Annotated in this window: 13 protein-coding genes and 1 other annotated feature; of the genes, 10 read left to right on the top strand and 3 right to left on the bottom strand. The window is 43.9% G+C overall.

Going from position 1 to position 13,150, the window contains the following annotated elements; genetic code table 11:
* Positions 1-52 precede the first annotated feature (52 nt).
* Together G7Y42_RS05000 and G7Y42_RS04995 are read left to right on the top strand one after the other, a co-directional pair.
* The gene (locus G7Y42_RS05000; RefSeq protein WP_165005182.1) at positions 53-1,252 is read left to right on the top strand and encodes an MFS transporter; all 1,200 of its coding nucleotides are present in this window, start codon (positions 53-55) and stop codon (positions 1,250-1,252) included.
* Between the two features lie 153 nt (positions 1,253-1,405).
* Positions 1,406-1,729, top strand: coding sequence for a hypothetical protein (locus tag G7Y42_RS04995; protein ID WP_165005183.1), 324 nt, complete (start codon positions 1,406-1,408; stop codon positions 1,727-1,729).
* Between the two features lie 231 nt (positions 1,730-1,960).
* Here G7Y42_RS04995 and G7Y42_RS04990 read toward each other — a convergent pair whose 3' ends face one another.
* The 3 genes from G7Y42_RS04990 to proB form a co-directional block, all read right to left on the bottom strand.
* Positions 1,961-2,290, bottom strand: a complete 330-nt coding sequence (locus G7Y42_RS04990; RefSeq protein WP_165005184.1) for a hypothetical protein — start codon at positions 2,288-2,290, stop codon at positions 1,961-1,963.
* A 235-nt stretch (positions 2,291-2,525) separates the two neighbouring features.
* Positions 2,526-3,773: a glutamate-5-semialdehyde dehydrogenase gene (locus tag G7Y42_RS04985; RefSeq protein WP_165005185.1), complete on the bottom strand. Its 1,248-nt coding sequence runs from the start codon at positions 3,771-3,773 to the stop codon at positions 2,526-2,528.
* The gene (gene proB / locus G7Y42_RS04980) at positions 3,770-4,576 is read right to left on the bottom strand and encodes a glutamate 5-kinase (RefSeq protein ID WP_165005186.1); all 807 of its coding nucleotides are present in this window, start codon (positions 4,574-4,576) and stop codon (positions 3,770-3,772) included. The genes G7Y42_RS04985 and proB overlap by 4 nt, the downstream gene beginning before the upstream one ends.
* A gap of 236 nt (positions 4,577-4,812) precedes the next feature.
* Between proB and G7Y42_RS04975 the strand changes: the two genes are divergently transcribed.
* From G7Y42_RS04975 to rlmB, 8 genes are all read left to right on the top strand, one after another.
* Positions 4,813-5,349, top strand: a complete 537-nt coding sequence (locus G7Y42_RS04975; RefSeq protein WP_165005187.1) for a dUTP diphosphatase — start codon at positions 4,813-4,815, stop codon at positions 5,347-5,349.
* A 50-nt stretch (positions 5,350-5,399) separates the two neighbouring features.
* Positions 5,400-6,770, top strand: a complete 1,371-nt coding sequence (gene radA, locus G7Y42_RS04970; RefSeq protein ID WP_165005188.1) for a DNA repair protein RadA — start codon at positions 5,400-5,402, stop codon at positions 6,768-6,770.
* Positions 6,771-6,803: 33 nt separating this feature from the next.
* The gene (locus tag G7Y42_RS04965; RefSeq protein ID WP_165005189.1) at positions 6,804-7,952 is read left to right on the top strand and encodes a PIN/TRAM domain-containing protein; all 1,149 of its coding nucleotides are present in this window, start codon (positions 6,804-6,806) and stop codon (positions 7,950-7,952) included.
* A 187-nt stretch (positions 7,953-8,139) separates the two neighbouring features.
* Positions 8,140-9,600, top strand: coding sequence for a glutamate--tRNA ligase (gene gltX, locus G7Y42_RS04960; RefSeq protein WP_165005190.1), 1,461 nt, complete (start codon positions 8,140-8,142; stop codon positions 9,598-9,600).
* Between the two features lie 7 nt (positions 9,601-9,607).
* Positions 9,608-9,868 (top strand) — a binding site (T-box leader).
* Between the two features lie 87 nt (positions 9,869-9,955).
* On the top strand, positions 9,956-10,492 hold the full coding sequence (epsC, locus tag G7Y42_RS04955; protein ID WP_165005191.1) for a serine O-acetyltransferase EpsC: 537 nt from the start codon (positions 9,956-9,958) through the stop codon (positions 10,490-10,492).
* Complete coding sequence (gene cysS / locus G7Y42_RS04950) at positions 10,489-11,901, top strand: cysteine--tRNA ligase (RefSeq protein WP_165005192.1); 1,413 nt, start codon at positions 10,489-10,491, stop codon at positions 11,899-11,901. The genes epsC and cysS overlap by 4 nt, the downstream gene beginning before the upstream one ends.
* The gene (locus tag G7Y42_RS04945) at positions 11,898-12,293 is read left to right on the top strand and encodes a Mini-ribonuclease 3 (RefSeq protein WP_165005193.1); all 396 of its coding nucleotides are present in this window, start codon (positions 11,898-11,900) and stop codon (positions 12,291-12,293) included. Before cysS ends, G7Y42_RS04945 begins: the two co-directional genes overlap by 4 nt.
* The gene (gene rlmB, locus G7Y42_RS04940) at positions 12,286-13,149 is read left to right on the top strand and encodes a 23S rRNA (guanosine(2251)-2'-O)-methyltransferase RlmB (RefSeq protein ID WP_165005194.1); all 864 of its coding nucleotides are present in this window, start codon (positions 12,286-12,288) and stop codon (positions 13,147-13,149) included. The genes G7Y42_RS04945 and rlmB overlap by 8 nt, the downstream gene beginning before the upstream one ends.
* Position 13,150: the final 1 nt, after the last annotated feature.

Genomic DNA, 13,150 nt, shown 5'->3' with positions numbered 1-13,150 from the left:
GTGCATATTGACATGTAAAATAAATCATGTATGATTCTAATATAAGAAAGGAATGGGAATATTGGAGAATCAAATAGAGATACAAGAACAAACGAAGGGGAAAAATTCTGCTTTCATCGTTGCGGCAACCTGTATGATTGCCTTCATGGGGGTAGGTTTAGTAGACCCGATCTTAAAAACGATCGCAGCACAATTGAATGCGACACCAGCCGAAACAACGCTGCTATTCACGAGTTACATGCTCGTTACAGGCGTTGTGATGTTGTTTACTGGTTTTTTGTCTAGCCGGATCGGATTGAAAAAAACACTGATGGCTGGATTGCTGATCATTGTTGTCTTTTCCGCACTAGGAGGTTTCTCAGATACGATCGGTGCCTTGATCGGATTTCGTGCAGGATGGGGTGTCGGAAATGCCCTTTTCGTGTCAACCGCACTAGCCACGATCGTCAGCATTCTAGTTGGCAATACAGAAAAAGCGATCATGATGTATGAAGCAGCTCTTGGCTGCGGAATGGCGGTAGGTCCATTAGTTGGTGGTATCCTAGGTAGCGGTTCATGGCGCTATCCGTTTTTTGGTGTAGCAGTTTTGATGTTCTGCGGCTTTGCAGCATTAGCATTGCTTTTGCCTGAAACAGAAAAACCAAAGAAAAAAGTCGGTTTTTGGGAAGGGGTCAAAGCATTGAGCAATCACAAGCTTCGCTCAGTCGGATTGATCGCTTTGTTATATAACTTTGGTTTCTTTACTTTGCTTGCTTATGCACCATTTTTATTAGTTGGTTATACAGAACTAGAAGTCGGGTTTGTTTTCTTTGGCTGGGGCGTCTTGTTGGCCATCGCTTCGATTTTCGTAGCACCTGCTCTTGAAAAGAAATTCACGACTTATCGAACGATCCTGACGGCATTTATCTTTTTCATTATCTGTCTGGTACTGTTAGGTTTCGGTGCATCTGTGCAGATCTTAGTACCGATCAGTATCATTTTGGCTGGTTTTTTCCAAGGGATCATCAATACATTATTAACGACGATCGCAATGGAAATCCCAGGTCTGCAACGAAATGTGGCTTCTTCCAGCTACAGTTTCGTCCGTTTCTTCGGTGGCGCTCTCGCACCGTTTATTGCAGGATTGATCGGTGAACATGTGGGAGAAAGCTATGCCTTTTACTTTGCTGGAGTGATCGTGTTGATCAGTGTGATCTGCATCATTTATCACCGTCAATATTTTATAACGAATGAAGTAGAAGGACAGGAATAAAAAAGCGTGGTTTATTGATGGGTTAGTGAGATGCTCTTCATCTTGCGTCCCTCAGTAAACCTTTTTTTGTATGTTGGCTGTTTTTGCAAGGCTGGAAAACAGAGAGATTATGCGCTACAATCCAGTAAAGATCAAAAAAGGCGGGAAACGAATATGTTAGAAGAAGATTTTCGTGAAGTGGGGCTGACGTTAGTTGAACTGCCGATCGAGTTTGTAGATGATCGCCCTGTTTACCGCGGATATATCAAAGAATTGCCGACAATCAATGCAGAAGGAGCATCGAAGCAAAAGATGCAGCAAAAATTGGCGACCGCTTATCAGAGCTATCGGGAACAGCTGTTAGCAGAAGCTGAAATACAGGAAAAAGAAAAAACGATGAATTTGTCGATGGAAGAACTGCTTCGTTATTATGATGGAGAAACATTTGACGGTTTTGCGATTTCAGAAGATGAAACGACTGATCTGTACGGAAATTAAAAGAAAAACGCAAAAAAGTTGTAACTGAGACAATAAAAGCGGCCAGACAAAAAACAGCAGAACCTGTTTTTATCTGACCGCTTTACTGCTTGAAGCAGAATCGCTTTTTTGCGACTTCTTGATAAACGGTATTCCAACTGCTGCTTCTCGGCAATAAGCTTACTGAACAAGAAAATATGAGGAGCTATTTTCTGTTCAGTGAAGCTTATTCCTCAAAGCAGAACGCAGTTGTCACAACCTCTTGATTCGCTTCTGATATTTAAATGATAAATGGAATATCCCGGCGATCAATAAGGTAATGGTATATGCGATGGAATGGTCAAAAAAAGAATAGTAATTGGCTACTGCTAAGAGACCTAATGCGCACATATAACTGATGTTCAATCGAAGAAACCAGCCTTTTGTACCTATTTTGTCCAAATAGCGGATGAGATTTTCCTGTCCGCTTTTCTGACCTCTTTTTTTGAATTGCAAAAAGACGGTCAAGAAAGCCACACCTAAAAATGCAGCGAGGTTAAGCGAAATCAGATAAACAATGAAAATAGTCAAAATTTCGAACATAGTGGCACCTTTCTATGGAATAAAAACGATTCGTAAATAAAATATAAAACTTGGTATATTACATAAACAGCCGGATATACGTAGTCTATTTTCAGTGGCTGCGATGCAGTCGAGAAATTCATCGAACAAAATAATTAGATGATTTTGGAAAAAAGATGCGTATGTTTAATTAGAGCAGCTTCTTAACGACGAAATACTATAATCGGGAAACCAGACTAATGTTTCACAAGAAACATTAGTCGCGGATTTGCCCGTTCCCGTAAATGACGTACTTCGTCGAGGTCAGTTCATTCAGCCCCATTGGTCCGCGAGCGTGCAGTTTTTGTGTAGAAATCCCGATTTCAGCTCCAAAGCCAAAAACCGCGCCATCGGTAAAGCGAGTAGAAGCATTGACGTATACTGCTGCAGCATCTACTTCGTTTAAGAATCGCTGACTGGCAGCATAACTGTCGGTCACGATAGTTTCTGAATGTTTCGTGTTATGGCGATTGATATGATCGATTGCTTCGTCAAGGGAATCCACCACTTTTATGGCTAAGATATAGTCTAGATATTCCGTATCCCAATCGGAATCGTCTGCTAAGGAAGCTGTTTCCAAATAGTCTAATGCTCGGGCATCTGCCCGCAAGGAAACACCGTGTTCCACCAATGCTTTTTCGATTGTTGGCAAAAAGAACGGCGCGATCTCTGAATGGATCAGCATCGTTTCTGCTGCGTTGCAGACAGATGGTCGAGAAGCCTTAGCGTTGACGATGATATCTGTCGCCATCGAAAGCTGTGCTTCTTTATCGATGTAGACATGGTTGTTTCCTGTTCCAGTTTCAATGATCGGAACGGTTGCTTGTTCTTTCACTCGCTGGATCAGTTTTGCGCCGCCTCTAGGTATCAAGACGTCTAGATAATCGGTCAGTTTCATGAGCTGTTCTGCTGTTTCATGCGAAGTATCATCGACAAACTGGATCGCATGAGGCGACTGTCCTGCGTTTACAAGTACTTGCTGCAACAGCTGGACGAGTAACTGATTCGAAAAGAATGCTTCTTTACCTCCGCGAAGGATCACTGCATTCCCAGATTTGAAGGCCAAACTTGCTGCATCGGTCGTCACGTTTGGTCGTGATTCGTAGATGATGCCGATCACCCCTAGTGGTACACGCTTTTTGCCGATCAGCAAGCCATCTTCATTTTCCCACATACTGTCGACTTTTCCGATCGGATCATCCAGCTGCGCGATTTTGATGATTTCTTCTGCCATGCCATGGATACGTTCTGGTGTCAGTCTCAGACGATCTTGCATTGTTTCGCTGATGTTGTTTTCTTCTGCTTTTTCCAGATCTTTTTGATTGGCTTCTAAGATCGCATTTTGATTTTTGTTGAGTGCTTGTGCCATTTGACGGAGCAGGTCGTTTTTTTCTGTTGTGCTCATCAAGGCAAGAGTCTGTGCACTTCTTTTTGCTTGTTCACCAAGTTGAATTAAATCAGTCATGATAGGTCCTCCTTAAATAATGTTCCGATTTCTTTACCAGCGAGTATATCGAAGATGATGGCCGGATTTTTACCATTTGCTAATACCATTGTACTCCGAGCTTCGAAAATCCTCAAAGCAGCTTTTAACTTGCTGTGCATGCCGCCAGTCCCGAACGTACTGCCTGCGCCGCCTGCTTGTGCCATTAATTCTTTGTCGATGGAAGTGACGGTAAGATACATCTTTGCGTCAGGATTCGTACTAGGATCATCTGAATAAAAACCATCGATATCAGAAAGGACGATCAGAAGATCAGCGGCAATTAACTTGGTCACGATAGCAGACAGCTGATCGTTATCCCCGAATTTCGTCGAATGATCCAGTTCGTCTACTGCGACCGTGTCATTTTCATTCACGATCGGGATCGTCCCCATGGCTAAAAGCTGTTCCAATGTATTGATGACATTCTTCCGGCTTTCGGGGTAATCGATCACGTCTCTTGTCACAAGGATCTGGGCTGTTTGCTGGTTGTAGACATTGAATCGCTGATTATAGATATTCATCAGCTCTGCCTGACCGATTGCTGCAATGGCCTGCTGCTCAGGGATCGTAGCGGGTCGTTTCGATAGATTCATCTTGTGCATGCCTACGCCGACTGCACCAGAAGAAACAAGTACGACTTCTTTTCCGCGGTTTCGAAGGTCGGATAAAACAAAAGCCAACTGATCGATCGCTGCCAGGTTGATATTTCCATTCGGATAGATCAGAGTACTCGTTCCTACTTTGATAATGATTCTGTTTGCTTTTTCTACTTCTTTACGCATGGGACACCTCAACTAATTATATACACTCATGATTTCGTTCTATTCTACTTGTTTTACGCTTCGCTGTCATGTGCAAAAGACGTTTTTTTCAGTAAAATAGGCTTTTTTTCAAAAATAATCGGTTGGTTTTGCTGCAGCTGGGCAATTAGTAGTTTTTCATGAAGAATTTGTAAAGAAAGTCATTTGTCATTATGAATATGTTAAAATAGGAGTAGTTTGTTCAGGGAGGAAATTCAGTGAAAAAAAGAGGATTTGAAGTCATTTCAAAATATGCAGATCAGCAGATCAATCTGCCAAAACGTGCCACGCATCATGCAGCCGGCTATGATTTTGAGGCAGCAGAAGAAATCGTCATCCCAAGTGTTTGGAAAGCGGGATTGAAACAAGGCATAGCAGCGGTAACGGATGCTTTAGGAAAAGAAGACCATTCTTCGGCCGAAAAAGCGATCAAACCAGTACTTGTACCTACTGGGATCAAAGCCTATATGGGAGAAGAAGAATTTCTGCAGTTAGCGAATCGCTCCAGCAACCCGCTGAAACGGTTCTTGATTCTGACAAATGGTGTCGGAGTGATCGACAGCGATTATTATAATAACGAGGCAAATGAAGGCCACATCATGTTCCAGTTCACAAATTTCGGTTTGAAAGACGTAGTGATCAAAAAAGGCGAACGGATCGGTCAAGGGATCTTCCTGCCGTTTTTGAAAGCTGATCAGGATCAGACTGGGACAGCTCGTCAAGGCGGATTCGGTTCTTCTGATCAGGATAAATGAATTTAAGTTGCTTTTAATATAGATATAATAGATTCGAAGGAGGCGGTAGTATGGCAAAAAAATCAAAAGTCCAATTTGTTTGTCAGAATTGCGGCTATGTTTCGCCGAAATTCTTAGGCCGCTGTCCAAATTGCGGGAAATGGAACACGATGGTAGAAGAGATCGAGCAAGATACGAGTGACCGGCGAACACGCACAAGCTTGACAGGTGAAAAAGCCAAACCAACCAAGATCGCGGATGTCATCCCCAAAAAAGAACCGCGTGTAAAAACCCAATTAGCAGAATTGAACCGTGTATTAGGAGGCGGTGTGGTTCCTGGCTCGATGATCCTGATCGGCGGCGATCCTGGCATCGGGAAATCCACCTTGCTGCTGCAAGTTTCACAACAGCTGGCAGCAATCGGTGGTAAGGTCTTATACGTATCAGGTGAAGAAAGTGCGGAGCAGATCAAGCTGCGTGCTGAAAGATTGGGCTCGATCAACACCGAGTTTTATTTGTACGCAGAAACCGATATGAATGAGATCAGTCGTGCAATCGAACATATATCCCCAGATTATGTTATCATTGATTCGATCCAAACAATGACTCAGCCAGATATCACAAGCGTTGCAGGGAGTGTCAGTCAAGTAAGAGAAACGACTGCAGAGTTATTGAAAATCGCCAAGACGAATGGCATCGCGATCTTTATCGTCGGGCATGTGACAAAAGAAGGTTCGATCGCAGGACCGAGGATGCTGGAGCACATGGTAGATACCGTTTTGTATTTTGAAGGCGAACAGCACCATAGCTTTCGTATATTGAGAGCTGTCAAGAACCGGTTCGGCTCGACCAATGAAATCGGGATTTTTGAGATGCATGAGCATGGTTTGGAAGAAGTAGCGAACCCTTCGCAGATTTTCTTGGAGGAGCGACTAGATGGTGCCACTGGTTCAGCGATCGTGGTAGCAATGGAAGGGACTCGGCCGATTTTGGTAGAAATCCAGGCACTCGTGACACCCACGATGTTCGGGAATGCCAAAAGGACAACGACAGGACTAGACTTTAATCGAGTTTCCCTCATCATGGCCGTACTGGAAAAACGTGCGGGCCTTTTGCTGCAAAATCAAGATGCTTACTTAAAAGCAGCAGGTGGGGTAAAATTAAATGAACCAGCGATCGATCTAGCTATCGCTGTAAGTATCGCTTCAAGCTACAAGGAAAAAGGAACACAGCCCACCGAATGTTTTATCGGTGAGATCGGTTTGACAGGCGAAATCAGACGCGTCAGCCATATTGAGCAGCGGGTGAAAGAAGTACAGAAGCTTGGCTTCACCAAAGTGTACTTGCCTAAAAACAATCTTGGCGGCTGGGAAGCGCCGAAAGGAATCGAAGTAGTCGGGGTAGCGACCCTATCTGAGACACTGAAACGAGTATTTCGCTAAACCAAAAACATACATTGAAACGGAGGAAAGAATATGCAAAAACGCGTCATCACACTGCTGATGATCATTGTCGGCGCAAGCTTAGGCATCTCATTTTTGCCTAGCGCTTGGCAGGCAGTCGATCAGCAGTCAAACGGATGGCTGAATAATACATTTACCAATAGTTTGTTAGGCGCACTTATTTTCTTTATTTTATCTTTACTATTGGCAAAACATATTTCAGCAGTAATTAAACAAATCGAAGAAAAACTAAGTGAGGTCAGCTTGACGTATCTGCTGTTCGGTGCGATCGGTACGATCATCGGCCTGACATTAGGTGTGATTATTTCAACACCTCTTTACAATATGGAGATCCCTTTCGTCAATAGTGTCCTTCCGATCTTGTTGATGATCGTTCTAGGGTATCTAGGGATGAGAATGGGGACAACGAGGATCGATGAATGGAAGAAAGTATTCGGTTCGCGCAGCAAAAAAGCAGAACAGGAAACGGACAGTCAGGTAGAAAGCCAGCTGTTGGAACGGAAACTAGGCGAGAACTTCCACAAATATAAAATTTTAGATACGAGCGTCATTATTGATGGGCGGATCTATGACATTGCTAAAACCGGATTTCTGGAAGGGACCTTGATGATCCCGAACTTTGTCCTCTATGAATTGCAGTATATCGCTGATTCCGGAGACAGTTTGAAGCGAGTACGCGGCCGGCGTGGTCTAGATATCCTGAATGCCTTACAAAAAGAAGACGGTATCTCTGTCGAAATGTACGATGGGGACTTTGAAGACATCAGTGAAGTAGACAGCAAACTGATCAAGTTAGCGAAGCTTTTGGACGGCGTCATCGTGACGAATGACTATAACTTGAACAAAGTGTCTGAATTCCAGAATGTACCTGTACTGAATATCAATGCGCTGGCAAATGCAGTGAAACCTGTCGTGATCCCTGGGGAAAACATGAACGTACTGGTTGTAAAAGCCGGAACAGAGCGTCAACAAGGGGTCGCTTACTTGGATGACGGGACGATGGTCGTCGTAGAAGATGGACAGCATTACATGAATGAGCACATCGAAGTCGTCGTGACAAGTGCGCTGCAAACTGCTGCAGGACGTATGATCTTTGCGAAGCCGGCACATGCAGGACGAGGGATCGACAACAAGAAAGAATCAGAAAAAAAGGCGAAATAAGAAAAAAACAGCAAAATAAAGCATAAATTTAGCCAACTGGTGAGGAAATTCGGCCGGTTGGCTTTACTATTTACCTTACAAAAGGTAAAATTTGGGGTGAATGACTTTCAATCATTTTTCGTTGAAGGTCGAAACTGACGGATTTTTTGCTGTTAGTCAAAGTCTAGTTTGAAAGAAGAGGAAGAAAATGACGAAAGTACGCGTACGCTATGCACCAAGTCCAACTGGGCATTTGCATATTGGGAATGCACGAACTGCATTATTCAACTATCTGTTTGCCCGCCACAATGATGGAGACTTCATTATTCGTATCGAGGACACTGACCAAAAACGCAATATTGAAGACGGTGAAAAAAGCCAGCTGGAAAACCTAGCATGGTTAGGAATGGATTGGGATGAATCTCCTGAAAATCCTGGAGAATATGGTCCTTATCGTCAATCCGAACGTAAAGAAATTTATCAGCCCCTGATCGATCAGCTGCTTGCCAGCAATCGGGCATACAAATGTTACTGTACTGAAGAAGAATTAGAAGCAGAACGCGAAGCACAACGCGCACGCGGCGAAATGCCTCATTATGCTGGTACTTGTGCTAACTTGACACCAGAAGAACAAGCTGAAAAAGAAGCGCAAGGATTAGAATCCGTCGTTCGTTTCCGCGTTCCACGCAACACAGAATATGCGTTTAAAGATATGGTCAAAGGCGATATTTCCTTTGAATCAGATAACATCGGCGGCGACTTCGTCATCCAAAAACGTGACGGAATGCCAACGTACAACTTTGCCGTTGCAGTAGATGACCACTTGATGAAAATCACGCATGTATTGCGTGGCGACGACCATATTGCTAATACACCAAAACAATTGATGATCTATGAAGCATTCGGCTGGACTGCGCCGACATTTGGGCATATGACGCTGATCATCAATAGTGAAACAGGGAAAAAACTAAGCAAACGTGATGAATCTATCCTGCAATTCATCGAACAGTACCGTGAATTGGGCTACTTGCCAGAAGCAATGTTCAACTTCATCGCTTTGTTAGGCTGGTCTCCTGTCGGGGAAGACGAAATCTTCGACCAAGACGAACTGATCAAGATGTTCGATCCGAAACGTCTAAGCAAATCACCAGCTGCTTTTGATGCGAAAAAACTACAATGGGTGAACAACCATTACATCAAAGAAATGGATCTGGACGTATTAACGGATATGTGCTTGCCTTATCTGATTGCAGATGGACGAGTAAATGAAAATCCAGACGAAAAAACGATCGAATGGGTGAAAAAAATCATCCGTTTGTACCAGCCGCAAATGAGTTATGCTGCTGAGATCGTTGGATTGTCTACATTGTTCTTCAATGAACATCCAGTATTAGACGATGCTGCCAAAGAAGTACTCGCAGGCGAAACGGTTCCAACCGTCCTAACGGCTTTCAAAGCACAATTGGAACAAATGGAAATCGTTGATGCACCAACTGTCAAAGCAGCGATCAAAGCTGTCCAAAAAGAAACAGGTGTAAAAGGAAAAAATCTTTTCATGCCGATCCGTGTCGCTGTTTCCGGACAAATGCATGGGCCTGAATTGCCGGAAACGATCGAACTGCTCGGCCGTGAAAAATCATTGGCACATCTGAACCAGGCAATGAACTAAATACAAACGAAACGCAATGAACAGAAAAAAGTAGACAGTTGATCATTTTCAAGAGAGACGGCGGTTGGTGCAAGCCGTTAATGATCAGCTGTTGAAATGCCTCTGGGAGTGGTCTTCGCGAAAACACGAAAAAGGTGTGCTCGGCAAAACCGATGCAGCTTTGCGAAAAAAGTGGGAAAGTAGCGAAGAACGTGCAGCAGACGTTAACTGCCAGAGATAATCATTTGATTATGAAGAAAAGTGGGACCACGCAAATAGCGTCTTTTGATAAGGAAACTTATTTAAAAGACGCTTATTTATTTACCTTTTAGACAAGTGATTCGTACATAAAAAGCGAAAGAAAGGAGTGGAGAGAATGGGATGGTTTACACGTGCGATTGCTGCTGCAAAGAAAAACGACCCTGCAGCACGTTCGACAATCGAAATCGTTTTGACTTATCCGGGTTTCCATGCGTTGTTTTGGCATCGTGTGTCACATTTTTTGTATCGACACCGTCTTTTTCTGCTCGCAAAAATCAATGCGCAGTTTTGGCGGTTTATCACGGGAGTAGAGATCCATCCAGGTGCACGGATCGGATCAGGCGTGTTTATCGATCATGGAATGGGGATCGTGATCGGTGAAACTGCGGAGGTCGGTGACGACGTGGTTTTATTTCATGGTGTGACATTGGGCGGGACAGGTAAAGAAACCGGGAAAAGGCATCCCACAGTCAAAAATGGTGCGATGCTCTCAGCAAATGCACAGATATTAGGACCGGTAACTATCGGTAAAAACGCAAAAATTGGTGCTGGCGCAGTAGTGCTGAGAGATATCCCAGATGATGCTACCGCAGTTGGCGTTCCAGCAAAAGTAGTTCGAATAAAAGGAGAAAAGGTAAGGAGATCAGAATGATAAAAATCTATAATACACTCACACGAGAGAAAGAAGTCTTTGTCCCTATACAAGAAGGCCGCATCGGCATGTATGTATGCGGACCAACTGTTTACAATTATATCCATATCGGTAATGCCCGCAGCACGATTGCTTTTGACACAATTCGTCGCTACTTTGAATACCGCGGCTACCAAGTGGACTATGTTTCGAATTTCACCGATGTCGATGACAAGATCATCCGAGCTGCCAATGAGTTGGGGATAACTGCTCCAGAAGTTGCAGACCGATTTATCCAAGCATTTGAAGAAGATACGAAAGCTTTGAATGTTGAACCAGCGACACTGCATCCAAGGGTCATGGACCACATGCCGGATATCATCTCATTTATCCAAGTACTGATTGATAAAGGATACGGCTATGAATCAGAAGGAGATGTCTATTACCGCACCCGTCGCTTTGAAAATTACGGAAAGCTGAGTGATCAGTCGGTCGACGAGCTTGAAGTCGGTGCGAGCCAGCGTACAGGAGAAGAGCAGCAGCAAAAAGAAGATCCTTTAGATTTTGCGTTGTGGAAAAAAGCAAAACCAGGAGAGATCTCATGGGACTCGCCTTGGGGTAAGGGACGACCAGGCTGGCATATCGAATGTTCAGTCATGGCAACCAAACATCTAGGGGAAACGATCGATATCCATGGCGGAGGACAAGATCTGGAATTTCCGCACCATGAAAATGAGATCGCACAAAGCGAAGCGAAAACCGGGAAAAAATTTGCTAATTATTGGATGCACAATGGGTATGTGACGATCGGAGAAGACGACCAGAAGATGAGTAAATCGTTAGGGAATTTCATCACAGTACATGAAATGATCCAAGAAGTCGATCCGCAAGTCTTGCGTTTCTTCATGGCGACGACTCAATATCGCCGTCCGATCCGTTACAGTGAGACGACCATGAAAGATGCAGCAACGAATCTCCAACGCTTGCGAAATACCTTCGATAATTTGAAATTCCGTCAGCAAAATACCGCAGATACTCTGCCAGATGATACCGATCATCTTGACGCTTTAGCGGCGTTAGAGAAACGTTTCATAGAAGAGATGGATGATGATTTCAATGCAGCAAACGGGATCACTGTTGTCTACGAGTTAGCCAAATGGTTGAATACGTATCTGGAACAAAAAGAGGTATCTACTGTGGTATTGGCTAAGGGAGAAGAGTTGTTTACCCAATGGCTATCGATTTTCGGTATTTTATTTACCGCTGGAGAATTGCTAGACGAAGAGATCGAGCAGCTGATCGAAGAACGGACACAGGCAAGAAAGAACCGTGATTTTGCGCGAAGCGATGAGATTCGGGATTTATTAAAAGAAAAAGGGATCTTATTGGATGACACACCACAAGGTACCCGTTGGAGAAGAGAAGCATGAGAGATTACACGCAATTGAATGGTTTGGCTTTAGCTTATGTCGGTGATGCAATCTATGAGATCTATATCCGGGATTTTCTGATCGATCAGGGCGAAACAAAACCAAATAAACTGCATCGTGCAGCGACAAACTATGTCTCTGCGAATGCGCAGGCTTATTTGATCAAAAAAATGCTGGAAGAAAACCTGATGACCGAAGAAGAAGAGCTTTATTACCGCAGAGGCCGCAACGCCAAAAGCCACACAGGAGCAAAGAACGCAGATATCACCACCTATCGTATCGCGACAGGTTTCGAGGCGCTGATGGGCTATCTGCATTTGACGAAACAAACAAAACGGATGGAAGAACTAATCAACTGGTGTATCCAGAAAGTCGGTGAGAAAAATGAATAGAGAAAAAAATCGTAAAAATCAGAATAAACGTGGTTTCGAAGGCAAAAAAACAACAGAAAAATTTAATCGAAACAAACAGCCAAAACGCGAAAAGCCCGTATATGCAGACAAAGAGGAAGTCGTAGATGACAATTTCGTCTTCGGTCATCACGCAGCAGTGGAAGCTTTACAGCAAGGACGAGGCAATAAACTGTTTCTTCAAGAAGATGCACGCGGAGAAAAAGTGGAAGAACTGAAGGAGATCGCTCGAGAACAAGCAGTACCTGTCAAATGGGTGCCTAAACAGAAATTAGAGACATTGAGCGACCATGGTGTGCATCAAGGTGTCGTATTAGCTATCACACCTTATGAATATCTTTCGTTGGACCAGCTGATCGAGCAATCGAAAGAAAAGAGTGAGACACCTTTCTTTCTGATTTTGGACAGTATTGAAGATCCGCATAATTTTGGGTCGATTTTACGGACAGCAGATGCGAGTGGTGTCGACGGCGTCATCATCCCAAAACATCGGGCTGTAGGAATCACCCCGATCGTGACGAAAACATCGACAGGTGCAGTAGAATACGTTCCTGTCGCTCGTGTGACGAATCTTGTCCAAGCAGTGCAGCAGTTGAAAGAAACAGGTTTTTGGATTTTCGGCACAGATATGTCTGGAACCAACTTCCAACAATGGAATGCGAAAGGCGCGATTGCCGTAGTGATAGGAAATGAAGGGCGAGGCATGAGCCCCGGATTGAAAAAGGAAATGGATGAATTACTGACCATTCCGATGGTCGGACATGTCCAGAGTCTAAATGCCGGTGTGGCAGCAGGGCTTTTGATGTATCAGGCGTTTACTCAGCGTCAGGGGGAATAAC

It is taken from the genome of Enterococcus sp. ZJ1622 (assembly GCF_011038845.1).
Taxonomy (GTDB): Bacteria; Bacillota; Bacilli; order Lactobacillales; family Enterococcaceae; genus Enterococcus_B.
The sequence above is the reverse complement of the archived record's forward strand: the minus strand, read 5'-3'. Positions and strand labels throughout refer to the sequence as shown.